Here is a 20,944-nt window from a genome sequence, read left to right as displayed (position 1 = left end):
TCCAGACCGAAGCTCACGCTTTCGGTTCGTTTAAAATATGCTTAAATCGAAAAGATACAGACGCTGCAATCACTCCCGATACGGCAAGAATCATAACACCGCCAATATAATATTGCTGGGGATGGCTGAGTGAAAACTGAAACAGTATGGTTCCGAAACTGCCACCAAAATTACGAATCAAATGGGCGGTGCTGTTTACTCCGGAAGCGTTATCCTTGGTTCGCGTGGCGGTATATCCCAATAATACGGACATCAATATCCCTGAGCCAAATCCCAGAAGCCCCACAGCCAGTATAAAGAAGAATGGCATGAAAATGTTCCCTGCCAAACCTGCCCACCATCCAATTAGTATGGCCAGCCGTTCAGAGATTTTAATGAGCGCTCCCAACACGCTTCCTATCCCCATGAGGACAACAAATACTGCCAACAGATTTCCCGCCGTATCTGCACTGAACCCCATAGAAAACTGCATCAAGCTTGGCAGATAAGCAAGACAAACATTATAAAATACTCCCAACAGAAATACCTGAAGGCACAGGTTTCTCAGCAAAGGGTCCGTTACAAATTCTTTTGGAAGCAGTATATTCCCGTTTTTAGTGTCCTTCCATACCACAAAGAAAAGTAATACGGCGCTAAAACTCAATAATAGATATTGCTGATGATAGGCTTGTTCAATCCCTAATGTTGTGAGAAGAATCGCAAGAATCATAAGTAAATGCCGGCGGAAGTGAAAAGGCTCTGAATGCATAACCGGAACGCTATCAGTGAGATTTTGGAACACCAACCAGAAGCTTAGCAGTTCAAGAGGAAGTAAGATATAAAAGATTGCCTGCCATGAAGCAATCTGGGGCAGATATCCGCCAGCCAGGCTGCCTAACCCATTGAACACGATTTGCACAACGGCAAAGGCGGCAAAAACAGACGAATACCGTTCCTTCTCAAACTGTTCACCTATTATCCCGTAGGTTGCCGGAACTACTACACCTGCGCCTATTCCCATAACGATTCTCACGATTACCAGTTGTAGCATAGAACTGCTGAATGGGGCTATTACAGTGCCTACACCAAATAGCAAAGAACCGATAATAAAGTTTTTCTTGTTGCCAAATCTCTGACACAGCCCACTGGACAATATAATGACGGCTGAAGAAGCAAGCATATAGCTGCCATGTATCCATGAATAAAAAGAAACGGATTTGAAGCTCCTGCTGATTGCGGGCAAAGCGCTGCTGAAATAGGTTTGCATAATGGTGGAAGCACCCATGCAAAGCAACAACCCGATGAGAATGGCAGTCCTTTTAGGCTTATTCAAACTGAACCACCTCCTTCAAGAACAGTATATCGCCACTCTGTGAAAAAATCAAACATTTTTCACAGAGTGGTCAAAAAATATCAAAGTTGCGCAAGAAGCGATTTTTCAATGATTGGATACCACGAATCAAAACCAACACCTATCTTTTCTTTATGAGTGCACAGTATGGCCAACGTTGCAACAGCGGCGGCCAGTTCTTCATCAGATGCTGCGATGACAATTCCTTTGTTTTCCCATATTTTCCTGATTTGCTTTATGAAATGCAGGTTATCCTCTGCGGTAATGGGATCATCATTCCAGACCAATGTTTCTAATAAACTGCTATATTCGTTAGTGTAAAATTTGTTTGTGGCTGTCTTATCTAAAAGAACATGGGCAATATCAGCAAAAAAATCTTTCGGTGCTTGGTTCTCTCCCGCTATTATTGTTAAGATTTTTTTTCGTATTCTGTTTTTTTCATCGCGCAGGATCTCTTCATAAAGCGCTTCTTTATCTTCGTAAAAGGTATAAAAACCACCTAATGATATGCCCACTTGCTTAGTTAACCGCTGTATTCTAAACTCTTTGAAACCTTGCTGCATAAACATTTTGGAAGCTGCTTCCTTGATTTTCATCTTCAGTTCTGCTCGTTCTTCCACAGTGTATGGACGTCCCAATAAATTCACCCCTTCCGAAACATTTCTGTGTATATCATAATACCTTTCCATTCAAGACTCGTCAATATAGCATCTCAGAAAATTATAAAAAGGACTTGTTATCGGAAAATGCATGAAAGAAACCGGTAATGAATTTACCATGGACATAGTTAATGAAGAGCTTATTGATTCCATTCGTTTATACGTATATAATAAAATTAACATACGTTACGGAGGAATGCAAATGCTTGATTATATATCCGTAGAGCAGGCGTCTGACAACTGGGGAATTTCTAACAGAAGAATCCAGAAGCTATGTGCGGAAAACAGAATTGATGGCGTTATCCGCTTTGGTCGCTCATGGGCAATTCCACGAGATGCGGAAAAGCCAGAGGACGCAAGAAAAAAGAGGATGGATAAGGCAGATGAAAATGAAAAATAGAGTTTTAATCGTAGACGACGACAAAGAGCTTTGCGCTCTTATGAAAAAGTGTATTGAGCAAGAGAACTTATCTGCTGTTATTGCGCATGGTGGTATAGAGGGGCTGCGTCTGGCTGACGAAAATAAAAATGCCAATTCTCTTTCTCTTGTAATCTTGGACGTAATGATGCCGGATATGGACGGTTTTCAAGTTCTAAAAAAAATCAGGGAAACAAGTAATGTCCCGGTACTCATGCTCACCGCCAGAAGTGATGAGGAAGATAAAGTTTCCGGGCTTCGGCTTGGTGCAGATGACTATTTAACAAAACCATTCAGCATTAACGAGTTGATGGCTCGTGTCAACTCCCTGATCCGACGCTACACTACTTTAAACCCTACGGCAGAAACAGATTCGGAGTATATTGAGCTAAGCGGCATGATGATTGATAAAACAAACCGTATTGTCAGCATGAATGATCATGTCGTAGAACTGACCGGAAAGGAATTTGACCTGCTTTTCTTTCTGGCAGCAAATAAAGGGCGTGTATTTACCAAAAAGCAGATTTACACGCAAGTATGGGAAGAAGAATATGCTTTTGACGACAATAACATTATGTCTTTCATCAGCAAATTGCGAAAAAAGATTGAACCAGACCCAGACTGTCCCTTTTATATTTTAACAATTCGGGGTGTAGGCTATCGCTTCAATCAAGAGGCGTGAGATAAATATGAATACTTATCTGTTTTTGGGCTTGGTTCTTGCCCTGTTTATGATGGCGTACCTTATTTCAGTTTTGCGGCGAGTCCGAACACAGCTTGCACTGATAAAAGACGTTTTAGAAGATATCAAAAATGGAAACTTGAATCGACGTGTTTTAGCAGGCGAGAGCGATATGGCACGACAAATCTGTTATGATATTAACGAAATTGCAGTTACAAGCCAATCACGGCTGATTCAGCAAAAACAATCGGAGCAGGCATACAAACGGCTCATGACAAGCCTTTCCCATGACGTAAAAACGCCGCTTTCCTCATTGGTTGGTTATTTGGAGGCCATTGAAAGTAACATAGTTGCAGGCGAAGAAAAGGACGAATATATTCATGTTGCATCCAATAAAACTCATCAATTAAAGCATTTTGTAGAAAATCTGTTTGAATGGGTTAAACTGGATTCTGGGGAACAAATTTTCCACTTTGAACTTTTTGATTTGAATGAGTTATCCCGTAATATTATAGCTGATTGGATTCCCATTTTAGAAAACAGTCATTTTGCATACGCATTCGATATACCGGAAACAGAGTATTCTATGCGCATAGATGTAAACGCATATACCCGTATTCTCAATAATCTATTACAGAATATAATTACCCACAGTGAGGGTAATCATATGACTCTGCATATTTTTGAAAATGAACAGCAAGCCAAAATTGTAATTACAGACAATGGAAAAGGGATTTCACCCGATGACCTTCCGCATATTTTTGAAAGAATGTATCAGTGCGATCACTCACGATCTGCCAAAGGAAACGGGCTTGGCCTTTCTATTACCAGAGAGCTTGTCAGTGCTCATAAAGGAACGATTACAGCGGCCAGCATTTCCGGCTCCGGAACGACATTCACAATTCTATTGCCGAAGGCCCTGTGACAGCACAGGGCTTTCTTGCTGCCAAAACAAGATAAAAACAAGGTTACGGCAAGGTTTTGGCAAGGTTTATGCCTTATACTTTTCATTGTGATGATTTCTGCCATTCTGTTGGCTATCACATTGCGAAAGAACAGTGATTGAAAGCGAGGAAATTGTATATGAGTGATTTCGTAATTGAAACGAAACAACTGACAAAGGTTTACGGAGATCAGAAAGCTGTCAATTCCGTCAACCTCCATGTAAAGAAAGGCCGAATTTACGGACTTTTAGGACGGAATGGAGCCGGGAAAACCACAATCATGAAAATGATTTTAGGGCTTGCTTCCATCACTTCCGGCGAGGTGGATGTATTTGGAAAGAATATCAAAGGCCGGGAAAAACGGGTATATCCCCGTATTGGTGCCATTATCGAAACGCCCGGGTTTTACCCAAACCTGACCGGGACGGAAAACTTGGAGATTTTCGCAAAGCTGCGAGGCACAGCCGCACCGCACGCAGTTGAAATCGCATTGAACGTAGTAGGCTTACCTTATAAAGACAAAAAGCTGTTCAGTAAGTATTCCCTCGGAATGAAGCAGCGCCTTGGTATTGCCAATGCTATTTTGCATGATCCAGAACTGCTGATTTTGGACGAGCCGACAAACGGCCTTGACCCCATCGGCATCGCAGAAGTCAGAGATTTTATTAAAAATTTGAGCATTGAGCACGGAAAGACGATTCTCATTTCCAGTCATATTCTTTCTGAAATCTCATTATTGGCCGATGATATTGGAATTATTGACCATGGTGTTTTGCTGGAAGAAAGCAGTATGGAGGATCTAAAACAAAAAAACGGAAGATATATTCTGCTGCAAGTTTCCGACGTCTCTAAGGCCGCCCTGATTATGGAACGCCAATTCGGTTTGACAGACTATTCTGTTCAAGACGACCATATTCTGCGGCTTTATGACACCGGTCTGGATATGGGTGAAATCAATAAAGCCCTTGTAATACAGGATATAACTGTTATCAGCTTTCAGCTTTGTAATGATACCTTAGAGGACTATTTCAAGAAAATCACAGGAGGAGAAGGCATTGCTTAAATTGATTCAAACAGAATTTCTGAAACTCCGCCGCAGGAAGCTCATTTGGGTTATGATGCTGGCTTCCCTCGTTATGCCGTTTTTTGCATTCTTATATTTTCATTATTTTAGGAAGGCAGGCGTTGAACCAGTACAGTTTTATAAATGGTCTGCATTCGGGTACACAGTTTTGATGATCCTGCCCTTCGTCTTGGGAATGCTTTGCACCATACTGATGCACGACGAAAATCAGAACGATATGCTCAAGCAACTTTGGATTGTGCCGATCAGCAAGATGGGATATTTTTTCAGTAAATTCTTTATCGTTTTGCTTTACTCTGTTTGTTTCATGCTGATTACAGCCATTGCTTCCGCACTGTTCAGTGTACTTCCCGGATATGTCAAATTTGAATGGGAAAGCGTACTGTTTCTGTTGAAAAAGTGTTTGGAGATTGGTGTTCTTACAGCCTTTGCCATGCTGCCGATTTTGGCAGTTGCAGCGTCGCAAAAGGGATATATTCTCCCGGTTTCTATCACCTTGATCTATAGCTTTCTCGGAATTTTCATCATATCAATCAATATGTACCTGCACCCTTTATCCAGTTTGTCAGTCATCATCGCAAGGAATGGAGATATTCCCGGTCTTGCATTTACACAAGCGATCAATGTCCCAATGGCGCTTTTTTGCATTTGCGTCTGGGATATTGCCGCAGTGCTTCTTGCTAATATCACATTGGGGAGAAGAAAGTGAGGAAAAGAATGGGGGCATACCTTTGGGCAGAACGTCAAAAGCTTCGCCGTTCAAATATTGTTTGGCTCGCCGTTTTTGCAACTGTTATGGTAGCGGTCATTGTTTTTTTAGGAGGGCAGGAAGTTTATGACGGCTCCCGGAATATAGACAATGCAGGCTGGTATATGACAACGACACAGCCATGGGCAACCTTTTTGGTTCTTCCGGCGGTTATAGCCCTCTTAGGCAGCTATATGATTTGCCGTGAAGATCAGGATGACACACTAAAATCTCTGCGGCTCATTCCCGTAAATGAGATAAAATTAACCGCCGCAAAGATGATGATTACTTTCTTGTTCAGCGTACTGATTTACTTGCTGCTCTTTGTTATCACATTTTCAGTTGAGGCCGTTTTACATTTCTCTGATTTGTCGACAGAAATGGTTCTAGGCTTTCTGAAAGCTTATTTTCTGGACGGTTTCGCTGTGTTTCTTGCGATCTCACCCATTGTCGCTTTGGTATCCCACATGAAAAAGAGCTATTGGTTAGGGCTGGTGATTACTGAAATGTTCTCTTTCGCCGGATTATTTATGAGTATGTCTAATACGGTGAAAGCCATTTATCCCATTACGGCTGTATTTACCATTTCCGGCTACTATGATGCATCAACAAGCCAAGTAATACTTAGCTCCATTAGTCTACTGCTTTGCGGCTGCATTTCTGTCCTTATACTGAAAAGCCTGAAGCATAGTAAAGAAAGTTGAAGTAGGTCATCTCAAAATGAAGAAAACAAAGAAATTGATCATACTGATCATATTTGTACTGCTCTTTGGTATGCTCCACTATTATACCGAATGGAGATTCAGCAATGCCCCGCCGAAAGGGGTAGTAGAACAGCTAGAGGAATGGGTTGGTAAGTTTGGGTAATCATTGAAGCTCCAGACGCAAAGGAGTATATCCAATAAACAATGGCAGAAAGGTAACTGTTCATGAAAAAAAGATTATATCGGATTCGAGACGGAAAAATAATTGCCGGTGTTTGCGGCGGTATTGCCAAATACATTGATGTAAAGCCTAAAGTGATAAGAATACTCTGGCTGGTATTTTTGCACTATACGGAAGCGGGCTTGTGGCCTATATTCTGTTTGCAATTTTTGTACCGAAAGAGCCATAAAACTTTATGGATTGAGCTATGCTCTTTTTTGTAGACGGTATGTCTATCATACTATTAACCAGCGTTACAGCTCTATTAACGCATCAATGCGCATATTACAAACTACATTTAAAAAGATGTGCTATGTTGCTGAAATAGTAGTTAATTAAGATCATCTCAGTGCGTGCGGTCAACTCCGTATCCCTGGGCTGTGCCGCATCCAGCTCTTTTTGCAGACTGTTCATCTCTTGCCGCAAATCCAAGGTATTTTTGCGGTTGATGTACTCTGCAAAGAGGGCTTCTTTTTGTCTGGTGAAGTGGGTGACCTTGAACAGATCGCCAAAGATGATGCGATAAGGTAGAATAAGTTGCGCAAATTGAAAAAGAGATAAAAAGAGACACAGTTTGCAGTCTTTGATAGAATGAAGTTGCGACACACCATTCTGAAAGGAGACAGCAAGCCATGTCCGAGAAAATTGTACAGTTAAATGAGGAAGTAATCAAGGGGCAAATCAAGGAGTTGGTCCGAGGCAGTGTGGATGAAACGCTAGGAGCTACAGTTAAAACCGGACACCCGGCTTTGCCCTTCATAGGTGGTCTTTCTCTTGTTGATTGCGTAGAGCATGGTTCCCAGCGGAGCCCCTTGGTCTGCTTCTGATTTTTGATTGGGGTAAAGGTGTCCATCACAGCACCTCCGTCAGCTTGCAAAGCTCGCTGTGGATGTCCGCGAGGGTTTCCTCAAACTCGCCCAGCTGAACGGCCTGTACCTTCCCATGTTGCATAGAATCATCAGCTGGATGAGGTTTCTGCCGAAGTCTTTCAGCTCGTGTACCATTTCCGGCAGACTGTCGATGACGATGCTTTTTCGGTTCAGCGCCGTATCGATCATGAACTCCGAGACTGTCCGGCCCGTCCGTTTTGCCCGGCCGAGAATCGCCGCCTTTTTCTGCGGCGTCATTCGGATGTTGAATCGTTCACTTTTCATGGCTTATGCGCTCCTTTCGTTCTACGGGGTGTGGGGCAGCGCCCTGCTTTTTATGCGGTCGGCGTACAGCCGAACGCTATGCTTCCCCCCCAACGGGAGGGTTTTGATACTATGCATCAAACTCACCTCCTGCGTGATAATGAATCGTAATTTGAAATCTTCAATTCACTGTGCTATCATTATTGTACAGACAAAATCCAAAGCACACAAGGAAGCGCAAATAATTGATTTTGCGGAAATTCGATTATTTTCAGAAAGAGGAAAAGCATGGCGTAGTATCCGCATGTTCGGGTCCTTTACGACAGCGACGGGCTGGTTCATTTCATGCCGTTTACCGACGCAACCCATAACGGGCAGTACGCAGAAAAGCATATCGGGCAGGGGTTAGTTGATTTTGTCGAGCTGGATTTGAGCAAGTACCGGCTGTGGCTGGCGGTGGCAAAGAGCATTCCGCTTACGATGGAGCATTATCAGGACGTCCGGGATGCTGTTTACGATGTGGCGGAAACGCTGAAGCATAAGCATAGCTATGCGTTCTTCTTCCTTGTAGGGCTACTCAACAACATTGTGAATACACCTATTTACTACAAGGCCGACATCGATTCCGAGAGGCTCAAGCAGCTTGCCGATTGTCTGGAGGAACTGGAGCGCGTCATCGAACTGCAGGAGATTTTTCGGGAAGCGGTTGATATGTGCCTGGACAAAGAAAACCGCCCGGACAGAATCATGTCCGAGTGGCTGTGCGAGTTTATGGCGGGGCATCCCGAGTTCGGGGATGCCCCGGTGAAAATGCAGTGTGCGCTGCTGCCAAAAAAGAAAAGCAAGGTGGATATCGATACGCTGCGGGATATTCATGACTGGAAGCTAACCGAACAGGATGATCTGCTGGAAATCATGCATCAGAACGGCGAGGGCGTGAGCCTGATGTCCTATTACCCGATTGAGTATCTGGATGAAATGCTGTTCTTTGAATTTACCAAGATGCTTTAAAAACGGACAGTATATGAAACAGTGCAAGCTCTGCGGGCGGTATTTCGTGCTGACGGATAAGCGCAAGCGGGATTTCTGCGACAGGCCGTACAAGGGAAAACGGACTTGCAAGCAGGTGGGGGCCAAACGAATTGAATCTGATACCTTTTTATTGCAATATCTCACCGGGTACAACAAGGTTTACTCCCGGCGGTACCGGGCGGCAGGGAAATATGCTGGGGATCACAGCGGCAAGGATTTGTCGGAAGAACAGTTTAAGGCTTGGTCTTCTGCCGCCAGTCAGGCCCGGCGGGATTATGTGGATGGCAAAATCTCCGGCGTGGAGATGCTGGCGAGGGCACGGGTGGATTAAATGCAGAGAAAACAGGTGCGTAAGGATTCGTTACACATCTGCCGCCTTAGCTTGCTAATTTGGATGGGAACGGAAATGATACAATACAGGACGGTGAGAACTTGGCTAAAATATTGATTGTTGAAGACGAAAAGAGCATAAGCGATGAGCTTGCCATTCTATTACAAAACACAGGATACGATACGGCAGTCATTGAAGATTTCGCGGATACAGCGGCACAGATTCAAAGGACCACGCCCGATCTTATTTTGCTGGATATTGGGCTGCCAGGACAAGATGGCTACCGTATTTGCATGGAACTTCGTAAAGTCTCTCAGGTTCCGGTTATCTTTGTCACTAGCAGGAATACCTCCATGGACGAGCTCAGAGCGCTGAGCCTCGGCGGCGACGATTTTATCTCCAAACCATATGACTTGCCGGTCCTGCTGGCCCGTATTCAGGCACTTCTTCGCAGGAGCGGCCAGACCGAAAAAGATGCCTATACAGCAAACGGGCTGACGCTTTCCTTGTCCAAGGGGGAGATTGAACACGACGGGCAGCGTGCGGATATCACGAAAAACGAGGAAAAAATCCTGTCCTGCCTGATGAAAGTACCCGGCAAAATAGTTTCCCGTCCCGACTTAATCGAATATCTGTGGAATAACCAGGTCTATATCGACGACAATACCCTCAGCGTCAATGTCACGCGCCTGCGCGGCAAGTTGAACAATATCGGCCTGCCGGACTATATCAAAACAAAGCGCGGATTGGGGTATAAGATATGAAAATTGGGGAGTTCCTGCAAGATCGGGTTATCTCCCTGCTGCTGCATCTATTTTGCATGTTGGTGCTCTCCACCTTCCTGCTCTTGACGGGGACCAGCTCGGGAGTTGTTGTCACTATCCTAATTGTATGGGTAATCGGCTTTTGCATATGGACTGCGGCTGATTATTTAAGGCAAAGAAATCAGTTCCACGAGCTGGAGGCAATTATGGACGGTCTGGAGCAAAAATATCTCTTTATGGAATGTGCTCCTAAGCCAAATGATTTTTTTTGGCGCAAAATCTTCGGCCTTTTCAGGCGTGCAGGAAAGTCTATGATCGAAACCGTGTCCGACGCAGAGGAAAAGCAGCGGAATTACCGGGAATATATTGAAAACTGGGTGCATGAAATTAAGGTCCCCATTACGGCGATTGAACTCATCTGCGAAAACAACAAATCTGAAACTAGTCGAAAAATCTGCTCACAGCTGGCTCTTATTGAAGGGCATGTAGAGCGCGCGCTTTACTATGCCAGACTGGATTGCGTAGAAAAGGATTTTATTATACGGGAGACCTCTCTTTTGGAATCCGTTAAAAGGGCGCTGTCGAAGTATCGCTTCTTACTGACGCAGAACAATGTGAGGATTGAAACAGAAAACCTGGGCAAATGCGTTTATACCGACGGCAAATGGGTGGAATTTATGCTGGGGCAGCTTTTATCAAACGCTGTTAAATACAGAAGTGCTTCACCTGTCATAAGTATCTGCGTGGAAGAAACTGATGGGAGAACAAGACTGACGGTCAAAGACAACGGTATCGGCATTCCCGCATCGGAGCTGCGGCGCATTTTTGACAAAGGCTTTACAGGAAGCAACGGCCGCACTCTGGGTGGATCTACAGGCATGGGGCTGTATCTTTGCCGAAAGCTTACCGAAGCACTGGGTGTATATCTGGAGGCTAATTCAAGAGAAAACGAATACACGGCGATTTCCATCTGTTTTCCGCGGCCGTTATCTTACGAAAATGAAAGATAGCGGAAAGAAATATCGCTACATCAAAAACTTCTTCTGTATTATCATAATGGAGGAAGGAGCGAATAGATTATGCTGAAAGTTTCACAGATCGAAAAATATTATGGCAGTAAAAATAACGTAACAAAAGCATTGGACCGGGTCAGCTTTGATGTGGAGGACGGCGAATTCATTGCCATCATGGGTGCGTCAGGCTCGGGAAAGACCACGCTACTCAATTGCATCTCCACAATTGACTCAGTAAGCGCGGGTAATGTATATCTGGACAGTGAGAACATCTCCGAAATACCGGAAGAAAAATTGGCGAAATTCCGCCGGGAAAAGCTTGGTTTTATCTTTCAGGACTTTAATTTGCTGGATACTTTGACAATTGAAGAGAATATCGCCATCACTCTGACGATAAACGAATATCCCCCTGAGCAAGTGAAGGAAAAAGTGAGAAGCGTTGCAAGGCAGCTTGGAATCGATGATATTCTTTCCAAATTTCCTTATCAGGTATCGGGAGGTCAAAAGCAGCGCTGCGCCTGCGCCCGTGCTATGGTGTTCGGTCAGAGCCTGATTTTGGCCGACGAACCCACGGGGGCGCTGGACTCGAAGTCCTCTAAAAACCTGCTGGAGCTGATGGGAAAAATTAACAGGGGAAACGGCGCCACTATTCTGATGGTGACCCATGATGCGTTCAGTGCCAGCTATGCCCACCGCATTCTCTTTTTGAAAGACGGGCGGCTTTTTAACGAATTGTATCAGGGCGACAAGCCGCGCAGGGAATTTTACCACGAGATTCTTGATGTGCTCTCCGTTCTGGGAGGTGACACAGACGATGCTCTCTAAACTTTCTCTGCGCAATGCAGCCCGACAGATGAAAGACTATCTTATTTACTTTATCACCATTGTCATTGCTGCCTCGCTGATCTTTGCCTTTAATGCTCTTGTTTTCTCACAGGAAATCAAAAGCCTTTCCAAACTTCTGGATACCCTACCGCTGATGATCGGCATCGCCAGCTTTGTGGTTGTGTGCATCATCGGCTGGCTTGTCTATTATACCATGCGCTTTATGATGAAACGCCGCAGCCGGGAATTCGGCACTTACCTCTTACTTGGCATTGAGCGAAAAAGAATTGTCAACCTGTTTTTCATGGAAAACCTAATCATCGGGGCAGTGGCTCTGCTAATTGGTTTGCTAACCGGGAATCTCCTGTATCAGGGGCTTCGAGCGATGCTGCTGCGTTTATATGAGATACAGTACCACCTCAGCTATGTGTTTTCCCTGTCCGCAACGCTGCTCACCTTTGTTTGTTTCGCGGTGATCTTCATAGTGGCACTTTTTCTAAATCAGAGAAAAATCAAGAAATCTAAAATTAGCGACCTGATTTATATGGATCAATATAATGAGAAAGCGCTTGCTCCCGACAGCAAAAAACGCAGGAAGCTTTTTATTGTTTCAATGATTAGCGGAGTTGCCGGAACCGGCTTGCTGCTCACCTACGATGCAACACTTAGCCTGATTGGGGCCTTCGTCATCATCTTTTTCCTGTTTACCTTTTATATCAGCTTTTCTTCTGGGATACCCGCCTATTTTGAAAAGCATGAGAAGAAGAAGTACGGCGGTAATACTCTTTACGCCTTTCGCTCTCTTACGTCCAAGGTCGGCAGCATGGGAATTACGCTGTCGGTCATATCCATCTTGCTGACCGCCACGCTGATTGCAGTGGGGACTGGCTTGTCCTTTAACCATCTTTTTATGCGAAATGCAGAGCTTGAAACCGCCCACAGCATCTATATAGGCTCGGAACAAGCAACGGGTTTTTCCGATTACAGGAAATATATTGATGGGAATCTTGATGTAAAAAGTGAATGGCAATACAATGTTTACAAGTTGGATAGCGACTTTTTAACCCAGTATGTCGATCCTTATCGGGATGACTTCCGTGCCTATGATTACGATACCGTAATGGCGTTTTCAGACTACACCAAGATTAGGGACATGCTTGGATATCAAAAAGTTACGCTGCCTGAGGGAGAATATATCATCCAGTGTCTGGATTATCTTACAAAGCCTTTAGAACAGTATAACGGCACTGTCCAAATCGGCGACAGAACGCTGGTCAGGGGCGCGGTATATCACGAAACTTTTACCCAGCAGAGCTGGAATGGAAACGGCAGCGGTTTTATCCTTGTGGTGCCCGATGAAATCGCAAAAACGCTGCCGGTATCTCACAGTGCCTATGCGGCTATGACTGGCATTCCCGTTACCGTGACGGACTATGCGGCACTGGACGCCATACGCATGGGCCGGCGCGAAAGCGGTAGTTCTGTCGGTTATGATATGATTTTTTCTAAGGAAATTGTGAAGGAGCAGAACGCATCGTTATACGCGCTCATCGTCTTTCCGCTGTTTTATGTGGCGCTGGTGCTGATGATCGTCTCTGCAACCGTTCTGGCGATCCAGATCCTCAGCGAAACGAAAAGCTATCAGAACCAATATGCCACTCTACATATGCTTGGAGCTGATAAGAAGTATTTGAGTAGCGCGCTTCTCAGGCAGTTTGCAGTATATTACGTACTGCCCGTATTTCCCGCTGTGGTAATTAGCAGTATCTTCATATTTTTTCTGTGCATGGCTTTCGACCCCGGCGTATTTCAGGGTATCGCGCAGATTTTCTTGGTTGTCGGCGCAACACTGGCAATATTCTTTGCAGTGTTTGCCATCTACATCGTAGCCTCGTATGAACACTTAAAAAGAAACGTTTTGCCGGGTGCATAAAGGTTCGGGGGGTGCGGTCAAGAAATTGGACTGGTCATGATCCCAACAGGAGGAAAGCATGTATACCGAGGAGCAGTACTACAAGGCACTTGCCCTATATGACGAGTGCGGCTCCGTCACCAAAGCAATCATACAACTGGGGTATCCGGCAAGGCGGCAAACCCCTTACAATTGGATCACGAGACGTGAGCATTTGCCAAAAAAACGCTCAATCTTTCATGGGGTCAATACCCCAGAGCATCCTGGAACTCAAATTAAATGCCCTTCACCGTTGCTTTGAGCTGGGCGAAAATGTACAATCAGTATCAGATGAGATTGGCTATAGCACAGCCAGTATCTATCAATGGAGAAGAAAGTACATTGAGAAAGGGCGTGCAGCACTGATGAGGCCATCAAAGGAAAGAGAGCGGGGGTCGCTTAAAGAAGGAACACCGGCTGCAAATGAGGAAATTTCAAGGCTCAAAGAGCAGATCCGGGATATGCAGCTGGAGGTTGATATTCTGAAGGAGACTCTTGACGTACTAAAAAAAGACCCAGGCGTCGACCGGAACTCTCTGAAAAACAGGGAAAAGGCAGCAATTATCGACGCCTTAAAGAATAAATATCCGCTGCCGACATTACTCAAAGCGCTGCACTATGCTCGCAGCAGCTATTTTCATCGAAAAAAGGCTAAGAAACAAAACGATTCATATGCTACGAAAAGGGAGCAAATCAAAGCAATTTTTGAGGAAAACTGTTCATGCTATGGGTATCGTCGAATTCATTTGGAACTGAGGAAACATGGCGTTCGACTATCGGAAAAAATCGTTCTTCGTCTTATGAATCAAGCGCATTTGCACCCAAGGATTCACAAAAAGCGAGTGTATAGCTCCTATCAGGGTGAAATAATGCCGGCAGTTCCCAATATCCTTGCGCGTAATTTTCATGCAAATCGCCCCAATGAGAAGTGGCTTACGGATATTACGGAGTTTGCCATTCCTGCGGGGAAGGTATATCTTTCACCTATGATTGACTGCTTTGATGGAATGCCTGTCTCATGGCGTGTTGGATGATCTCCCAATGCGGAACTGGTGAATGGAATGCTGGATGATGCGATTGAAAGACTGAAAGCTAGGGAAACTCCTACGATTCATACAGATCGTGGCTACCATTATCGCTGGCCAGGTTGGATTCACCGCACGGACCGGGCACAGTTGCAGCGATCCATGTCGAAGAAGGGATGTTCTCCCGACAATTCTGCCTGCGAAGGATTCTTTGGCCGCATGAAAAATGAAATGTTCTATGGAATTTCATGGGTAGATGTATCTGTTGAACAGTTTATTCAGATCATTGATGCGTATATGATTTGGTATAGGAACAAGCGAATCAAACAATCTCTCCGCGGAGCTAGTCCAATGGAATATCGACAAAATTTAGAACTCTGTGCTTAGTACAGGATTTTGTCCGCACCCCCCCCCCTTATCATCGTTATTTAACTTATTTTATCTTTGCAAAACAAAAAAGTCATATATGAACTCAAATCCTCATACATGACTTTAATTTGGTCGGAGTGAAATAATGAGACTTGAAAAATTCCAATAATTTCGATAATAAAGATTGGAAAGCTGAAAGAAAAAGTTGAATCTTTTGCACATCTCGTTATTTTTCATTTCTCCTACAAAGATAATTTATTTAATAGTGTATACGCTAATCCCGCAGATAAATTGAAACATGACTGCTTTGTATTTTGCTCATAATCTCACTGATAAATTGGAATCTTTCGTGATGAGTGTATGCTCACTCTGTTCTCTTTTTAAAGTGTACGTAAGACAAAATGCAAAGCGGAATGAAATAAGCGCACCAGAACTCTAAAACAATCACGCCCGTCCAGTATCCATCACTTGAAAAAATGCCGAGCATGGGCACAATCAGGCACGGAATAAAGAAAGCGCCGTGGAGAATCAGCAGCCACTTGAGCCACTTGTCTGCTTTGGTATTCGCTCTAATCGTCAACCCGATAAAAAAGGTTGACAGCGCCATTAGACCATATCCAAGCAGGTCGTAATTGAAATACAGACCCGATTTCGAATAATCAATGAGTTGTATGGCCTGTTCGTTCAGACTGTCGAGCCGAACTGAAGTGGTCTGTGCGAAATACACCAGCAAGATCATCACACAATACACCGCAGCAAAGATTAGCGCCACGTTCGCAGCAGCCTTTCTGTCTGGCTCACTTTCATGAGCAAACGTGCTTATCATCAAGACAAAGCCAAGCGCCAAAAATATGCAGACAAAAAAGCTGCCAAAATTAAATGCGATCAGCATAAAGACAGCAAACAAAGCTACGGATATTGAACTGATCAACGAACCTGCCATACCGATTTTTTGGTTCATTTCCGAATTCTCCTTACCAAATGTCAAAAATTCCATACTTCAAATTCCGATTTATCATTCATTGGTTAAATTATAGCAGATCAAGATGCGAAAGGAAATACATGCAAACAAAAACAGGCCGGTTCAGGGTGTCCTTAATAAGACAGTATTTGAACGAAGTATGGCGTAGCGTAAAAGTTACGCCATTTCTTCATTTACCGGGGTATTCAGTTCCGGCAGAATCCCCACCAAATCATAGCTGATGTGAATATTCTGCCTGCGTTTTCCGGGTAGTGTCAAGAGTTATGCGCAAATTGGTTTGCAGTCTCATGTGGAATGAGATTAACCAGCCAATGAGTCGTCGTCCATAGTCGCCTCCAGATGCTTCATATTCATGTACTTCTTGTTTCCCCACTGGGTACCGGCAACATGCCGCAGCCGCGCACAGACCAGCATAAGGGCGGAGTTCCCATCAGGGAAAGCCCCCACCACGCGGGTGCGGCGGCGGATCTCACGGTTGAGGCGCTCAATAGCGTTGTTGGTGCGGATACGCGTCCAATGCTCAAAGGGAAACGCCATGTAGCTGAGCGTCTCCTCCACGCTGTCCGCCACCTTTTTGGTGGCCTCCTTCAGTTTCAAGTCCTTCAGCGCGGCAACTACGTCTCTGGCCTTTGCCAGCGCCGCAGCCTTGCTCTCCTGGGCGTGGATGGCTTTGAGCATTTTGGCAACCAGCTTCCCCTTGGAACGGGGAACAACGGAGAAAACATTGCGGTAAAAGTGGACTGTGCAGCGCTGGTATTTTGCATCGGGAAAGACTTCATACACAGCCTCCAGCATTCCTTCCTGTCGGCTCGGTATATCCGGCAAATATTGTAGTGTTCCCGTTCAAGACTGCGCAGTGTCAGTGCCATTCCTCCCGGCAAAGGAAGCCGTCTCTTTCCGCGTCATACCGAAACTCCTCGCGCTTGAGCTCCACCTTGTAGGTCGCCCCGCCCGTTTCTCCGGGCGTGTGCAGCCGAACGCCCATATCCTCCATTGCCCGGTAAATCATGCTGATGCCGTAGGCACTGTCTGCACCGGCTATTTGAATATCCAGCCCCAGATGTTCCTTCATATATTCAATACGTTCAAGGTAGGGCTCCGAATTGTTTACGTTTCCCGGCGTCACCGCCACATCCACCACGATTCCGTGGGCGGCGTCCACGCTTTGATGATCCAGGTAATGCATCCCCTCCGGTTTCCCCAGCCGCCGCAGTATCCCGGCATCCGGATCGGTGGTGCTGACCGTCTTTTCCACTTTTGGGCTTTCCTTTTTCTCTCCTCCGGCACGCTGCGGCTTGATGGCGCCGGACGACTCCAGCCCCGCACGTTCCTCCGCCTCATACCGGTCCAGCCGTCCCGTGTAGTCTGTTGTCTCGCGCTGGGACAGCACTTTTGTATTTGCCTTAAAGGAAGCGTTCGCTTTCACGTGTGTGGAGTCGGTCAGAATGACCTTTCCGTCCACCAGTCCCTTTTCCAGGCACAGATGCAAAATATGTTCAAAGAGGTGACGGAATGTTGTATTATGTGTGATGCTATCTGTCAATAGTGTTTTTATTGGCTCACCAAAATAGAGACTTATCCGAACATATACGGGTTATCTTTGTCAACGGCCTTCTCGGTTGTGTGATAAGCCGCCAGTTACGGATAAGCCAAAACCACTCGCCCTTTGTAGGGCGAGTGGTTTTCTATATCCTTTTTTATGAATTGACCTTTTCTGCAAAAACGGGAGTGTTAATAATATTATACGTTAGCAGAACCAATTACCATATCATATGGGCCACCGTGGCGAACAAAATACAAGAGACGATGCCAACGGATGTTGGAATTGCAGCGGCCAGCGCCGTCCATTTCCAGCTTCCCGTTTCTTTCTTTATGGTCAGCAGAGCGGTGGAACAGGGCCAGTGTAAGAGAGAAAATAGCATTGTACTAATTGCTGTAATCCAGGTCCAGCCGTTTGATACAAACAATTCTTTCATTTGGGCGAGGCTGTCAAGCTCCAGAATACTGCCCTGTGCCATATAAGCCATTATAATAATGGGAATGACAATTTCATTAGCGGGGAAGCCCAGAATAAAAGCAATTAGAATCACACCGTCCAGTCCCATCAATCGCGCAAAGGGATCTAAAAAAGAGGCACAGTGATTCAGTATACTGGCGTCGCCGATTGAGATGTTTGCCATAAGCCAGATAACCAGTCCCGCAGGGGCTGCGACGCAAATGGCTCGGCCCAGCACAAACAGCGTCCGATCAAAGATGGAGCGGACAATTACCTTCCCAATCTGCGGCTTACGGTATGGCGGAAGCTCCAGAGTAAAGGAGGACGGAACCCCCTTGAGCAGCGTTTTGGAAAGAAGCTTGGTAACTGCAAAGGTAACTCCAACCCCGAGTACAATCACCGCCGTCAGCAGTACGGCGGAAAGCAAGGAAGAAAACACTCCTCCGGAGGTTCCCACAAAAAACATGGTGAGAATAGCGATTAGCGTGGGGAAGCGACCGTTGCAGGGGACAAAGTTGTTTGTCAGAATGGCCAGCAGCCGCTCTCGGGGGGAGTCAATGATCCGGCACCCGATAATCCCCGCAGCGTTGCATCCAAAGCCCATGCACATGCAAAGTGCTTGCTTGCCGCAGGCACAGCAGCGTTTAAAGGGCTTATCAAGGTTGTAGGCTACGCGGGGGAGATAGCCTGCATCTTCCAGCAAGGTAAACAGTGGAAAGAAAATGGCCATTGGCGGAAGCATAACGGATACAACCCAAGCCAAAACCCGGTAAACACCAAGGATAAGAATTCCATGAAGCCAATCGGGTGCATGGATGTATTGGAAAAAGTTCGTGAGCCGATCCTGCACCCAGAACAGGCCGTTTGAGAGGAGCTGCGAAGGATAATTCGCACCCGTAATAGTTAACCAGAAAACCAATGCCAACAGGACTAGCATCACTGGATATCCGGTGAGCTTGCTGGTAAGAATTTTATCCAATCTACGGTCTGAGGCGGCATAATTAGTCTTTTCATATATAATAGCGTCTCGGCATACATCCTCTGCGTTTTTTACCAAAGCGGAAACAATTAGATCCTTCAAACGATCCGTGTCAATTCCTTGCTCGTTTAGCTGCTTTTTAGCCAGAATAATCGCATCTTTTAATTCGTCATCCTGTAAAAACTCTTCTCCGAGATAAGCGTTGATTTCCCGGATAAGAGATTCATCCTGATCCAGAAGCTTTAAACTAAGCCACCTGCTGTTCAGTTTTTCACCGGATTTTTGCATCAGAATCAGTTGAATCTTGGAAATTGCGGCTTCTATGGCTTCCGGATAACGTACAGACAGAGGCGCTGTTTGACTAGCCCCATCTGTGACGCGGTCAACCGCTCCCATTAGGTCGGACAGGCTTTTCTTTTTTCTTGCGACAGCTCCGACGACCGGCACACCCAATCTTTTTGCGATCAGGGGCAGATCAATTTGAATATTTTTCCGCTTTGCTTCATCCATTAGATTGACACAGACAACGACGTTGGATGAAATTTCAAGAGTTTGTAAAACAAGATTGAGGTTGCGCTCCAGGCATGTGGCGTCGCAGACCACGACCACCGCGTCCGGCTCTCCAAAACAGATAAAGTTACGTGCAACCTCCTCCTCGGCGGAATGAGCCATTAAAGAATAAGTACCGGGAATATCCACCATGACGTAGGATTTCTTTTTTGTTTTGCAATAACCCTGTGCATTCGTGACGGTCTTTCCGGGCCAATTGCCGGTGTGCTGGTTCATGCCAGTCAGTCCGTTGAAGACAGTGCTCTTCCCCACATTTGGATTTCCGGCAAGAGCAACGACCTTGTCTTTGGGGGCTTGCTTTTGGATAACTAATCCGGAATCAACAGCTTTAATTCCAATGGAACTGTTTGTAAGGCCCATTCCTATTCCTCCAAATTATAATGCGTGGATTAAGATATTTTGGCAATCCTCGGAACGAATTGCAATCACGGCTCCTCGGATCAAAAAAGCTGCGGGGTCACCGCCCGGACTTCTGCCCAGACATTCCACATCTGTATTTTCAATCAACCCAATATCCAATAGGCGGCGACGCATGCTTCCTGTGGATTGCAGTGCGCTGACGGTAGCATGCTGGCCGGGCTTTATATCATTCAAACAAATTTGATTATTCATAACCGATACACCCTTCGAATAATTTAGGATAAGGAAACTTTCTATCAATATGTTATGCACGGTACCGTAAATGGTTACCGGTATTTGCGTAGCCATGAAGAGGTGCAAAAAATGAATTATTCAGACGAATTTTATACCATGAAGGGGTATGAGCTCAATGCTGACGGCGAACTAACCAGCGCCATGGAGGATTATCTGGAAATGATTTCACGCCTGACACGGCAAAATGAATCCGTCCGGGTAAGCGAGCTGTCTAAAATGCTGCATGTAAAAGCATCCTCAGTCACAAAAATGGTGCAGCAACTGGGGCAGTCTGGATTTATTCAGGCGGAAAAGTACGGAGATATTTATTTGACGGACAAAGGACGGAAAACTGGAAATTATTTACTTTATCGCCATGAAGTAATTTCCTGCTTTCTGTGCGCATTAAATCATTCAGACAATGAATTGGAGCAGGTGGAGAAAATAGAGCATTTTCTCGACCGTACTACCGTGAAAAATCTGGAGCTTTTGACTGCGTACCTTACTGAAAATTGTTCAGGAGATATTAAATAAGTGTGGGGCCAGCGCTTT

25 protein-coding genes and 1 pseudogene are annotated in these 20,944 nt (G+C 45.3%); 17 read left to right on the top strand and 9 right to left on the bottom strand.

From position 1 onward, the window contains the following. Positions 1–13 precede the first annotated feature (13 nt). Both RTU96_RS09450 and RTU96_RS09445 read right to left on the bottom strand, forming a co-directional pair. The gene (locus RTU96_RS09450) at positions 14–1,312 is read right to left on the bottom strand and encodes an MFS transporter (RefSeq protein WP_312636318.1); all 1,299 of its coding nucleotides are present in this window, start codon (positions 1,310–1,312) and stop codon (positions 14–16) included. Positions 1,313–1,392: 80 nt separating this feature from the next. Then, positions 1,393–1,926: a TetR/AcrR family transcriptional regulator gene (locus RTU96_RS09445; protein ID WP_312636317.1), complete on the bottom strand. Its 534-nt coding sequence runs from the start codon at positions 1,924–1,926 to the stop codon at positions 1,393–1,395. Positions 1,927–2,191: 265 nt separating this feature from the next. Here RTU96_RS09445 and RTU96_RS09440 point away from each other — a divergent pair, with 265 nt between their 5' ends. From RTU96_RS09440 to RTU96_RS09410, 7 genes are all read left to right on the top strand, one after another. After that, entirely contained in the window at positions 2,192–2,389 is a 198-nt protein-coding gene (locus tag RTU96_RS09440) for a DNA-binding protein (RefSeq protein ID WP_312636363.1), read from the top strand. After that, complete coding sequence (locus tag RTU96_RS09435) at positions 2,373–3,089, top strand: response regulator transcription factor (protein ID WP_312636316.1); 717 nt, start codon at positions 2,373–2,375, stop codon at positions 3,087–3,089. The genes RTU96_RS09440 and RTU96_RS09435 overlap by 17 nt, the downstream gene beginning before the upstream one ends. A gap of 7 nt (positions 3,090–3,096) precedes the next feature. Then, on the top strand, positions 3,097–4,014 hold the full coding sequence (locus RTU96_RS09430; protein ID WP_397356774.1) for a sensor histidine kinase: 918 nt from the start codon (positions 3,097–3,099) through the stop codon (positions 4,012–4,014). Between the two features lie 158 nt (positions 4,015–4,172). Next, positions 4,173–5,096 (top strand): ABC transporter ATP-binding protein, encoded by a 924-nt coding sequence (locus tag RTU96_RS09425; protein WP_312636315.1) that lies wholly within the window; start codon positions 4,173–4,175, stop codon positions 5,094–5,096. Next, positions 5,089–5,826, top strand: coding sequence for an ABC transporter permease (locus RTU96_RS09420; protein WP_312636314.1), 738 nt, complete (start codon positions 5,089–5,091; stop codon positions 5,824–5,826). Before RTU96_RS09425 ends, RTU96_RS09420 begins: the two co-directional genes overlap by 8 nt. 8 nt (positions 5,827–5,834) lie before the next feature. Beyond that, positions 5,835–6,569, top strand: a complete 735-nt coding sequence (locus tag RTU96_RS09415; protein ID WP_312636359.1) for an ABC transporter permease — start codon at positions 5,835–5,837, stop codon at positions 6,567–6,569. A gap of 225 nt (positions 6,570–6,794) precedes the next feature. Continuing rightward, positions 6,795–7,013 (top strand): PspC domain-containing protein, encoded by a 219-nt coding sequence (locus RTU96_RS09410; protein WP_312636313.1) that lies wholly within the window; start codon positions 6,795–6,797, stop codon positions 7,011–7,013. Between the two features lie 61 nt (positions 7,014–7,074). On the opposite strand, the gene RTU96_RS09405 is transcribed toward RTU96_RS09410, so the two are convergent. Continuing rightward, positions 7,075–7,395, bottom strand: a complete 321-nt coding sequence (locus RTU96_RS09405; protein WP_312636312.1) for a hypothetical protein — start codon at positions 7,393–7,395, stop codon at positions 7,075–7,077. A gap of 26 nt (positions 7,396–7,421) precedes the next feature. On the opposite strand from RTU96_RS09405, the gene RTU96_RS09400 reads away from it, so the two are divergent. After that, positions 7,422–7,616 (top strand): hypothetical protein, encoded by a 195-nt coding sequence (locus tag RTU96_RS09400; RefSeq protein WP_312636365.1) that lies wholly within the window; start codon positions 7,422–7,424, stop codon positions 7,614–7,616. Positions 7,617–7,655: 39 nt separating this feature from the next. On the opposite strand, the gene RTU96_RS09395 is transcribed toward RTU96_RS09400, so the two are convergent. Next, entirely contained in the window at positions 7,656–7,943 is a 288-nt protein-coding gene (locus RTU96_RS09395) for a plasmid mobilization protein (RefSeq protein ID WP_312636311.1), read from the bottom strand. Positions 7,944–8,267: 324 nt separating this feature from the next. Here RTU96_RS09395 and RTU96_RS09390 point away from each other — a divergent pair, with 324 nt between their 5' ends. From RTU96_RS09390 to RTU96_RS09355, 8 genes are all read left to right on the top strand, one after another. Continuing rightward, positions 8,268–8,933 (top strand): hypothetical protein, encoded by a 666-nt coding sequence (locus RTU96_RS09390; RefSeq protein WP_312636310.1) that lies wholly within the window; start codon positions 8,268–8,270, stop codon positions 8,931–8,933. Positions 8,934–8,946: 13 nt separating this feature from the next. Then, positions 8,947–9,285 carry a DUF6076 domain-containing protein gene (locus tag RTU96_RS09385; RefSeq protein WP_312636308.1) on the top strand — a complete coding sequence of 113 codons (339 nt, stop codon included), beginning with the start codon at positions 8,947–8,949 and terminating at the stop codon, positions 9,283–9,285. A 101-nt stretch (positions 9,286–9,386) separates the two neighbouring features. Then, positions 9,387–10,049, top strand: coding sequence for a response regulator transcription factor (locus RTU96_RS09380; RefSeq protein WP_312636307.1), 663 nt, complete (start codon positions 9,387–9,389; stop codon positions 10,047–10,049). After that, positions 10,046–11,059, top strand: a complete 1,014-nt coding sequence (locus tag RTU96_RS09375; RefSeq protein ID WP_312636306.1) for a sensor histidine kinase — start codon at positions 10,046–10,048, stop codon at positions 11,057–11,059. Before RTU96_RS09380 ends, RTU96_RS09375 begins: the two co-directional genes overlap by 4 nt. A gap of 69 nt (positions 11,060–11,128) precedes the next feature. After that, positions 11,129–11,887, top strand: a complete 759-nt coding sequence (locus RTU96_RS09370; RefSeq protein ID WP_312636305.1) for an ABC transporter ATP-binding protein — start codon at positions 11,129–11,131, stop codon at positions 11,885–11,887. 28 nt (positions 11,888–11,915) lie between these two features. Further along, on the top strand, positions 11,916–13,820 hold the full coding sequence (locus tag RTU96_RS09365) for an ABC transporter permease (protein WP_312636303.1): 1,905 nt from the start codon (positions 11,916–11,918) through the stop codon (positions 13,818–13,820). A 98-nt stretch (positions 13,821–13,918) separates the two neighbouring features. Then, entirely contained in the window at positions 13,919–14,872 is a 954-nt protein-coding gene (locus RTU96_RS09360; protein WP_312636301.1) for an IS3 family transposase, read from the top strand. Positions 14,873–14,899: 27 nt separating this feature from the next. Then, positions 14,900–15,250, top strand: coding sequence for an IS3 family transposase (locus RTU96_RS09355; RefSeq protein WP_312636299.1), 351 nt, complete (start codon positions 14,900–14,902; stop codon positions 15,248–15,250). Positions 15,251–15,596: 346 nt separating this feature from the next. Here the strand turns inward: RTU96_RS09355 and RTU96_RS09350 are convergent, their stop codons facing one another. From RTU96_RS09350 to RTU96_RS09330, 5 genes and pseudogenes are all read right to left on the bottom strand, one after another. Further along, complete coding sequence (locus RTU96_RS09350) at positions 15,597–16,193, bottom strand: hypothetical protein (RefSeq protein WP_312636297.1); 597 nt, start codon at positions 16,191–16,193, stop codon at positions 15,597–15,599. Positions 16,194–16,514: 321 nt separating this feature from the next. Beyond that, positions 16,515–17,012 (bottom strand): annotated as a pseudogene (locus tag RTU96_RS09345) (transposase); the annotation flags it as partial. A 61-nt stretch (positions 17,013–17,073) separates the two neighbouring features. Beyond that, positions 17,074–17,676 (bottom strand): hypothetical protein, encoded by a 603-nt coding sequence (locus RTU96_RS09340; protein ID WP_312636296.1) that lies wholly within the window; start codon positions 17,674–17,676, stop codon positions 17,074–17,076. A gap of 298 nt (positions 17,677–17,974) precedes the next feature. Then, on the bottom strand, positions 17,975–20,119 hold the full coding sequence (gene feoB / locus RTU96_RS09335) for a ferrous iron transport protein B (protein WP_312636294.1): 2,145 nt from the start codon (positions 20,117–20,119) through the stop codon (positions 17,975–17,977). A gap of 15 nt (positions 20,120–20,134) precedes the next feature. Next, entirely contained in the window at positions 20,135–20,371 is a 237-nt protein-coding gene (locus RTU96_RS09330; RefSeq protein ID WP_312636292.1) for a FeoA family protein, read from the bottom strand. A gap of 54 nt (positions 20,372–20,425) precedes the next feature. Between RTU96_RS09330 and RTU96_RS09325 the strand changes: the two genes are divergently transcribed. Beyond that, the gene (locus RTU96_RS09325; protein ID WP_397356766.1) at positions 20,426–20,926 is read left to right on the top strand and encodes a metal-dependent transcriptional regulator; all 501 of its coding nucleotides are present in this window, start codon (positions 20,426–20,428) and stop codon (positions 20,924–20,926) included. Positions 20,927–20,944: the final 18 nt, after the last annotated feature.

It is taken from the genome of Oscillibacter sp. (genome assembly GCF_032018205.1).
In the GTDB taxonomy this organism is placed as follows: Bacteria; Bacillota; Clostridia; order Oscillospirales; family Oscillospiraceae; genus Oscillibacter.
The sequence above is the reverse complement of the archived record's forward strand: the minus strand, read 5'-3'. Positions and strand labels throughout refer to the sequence as shown.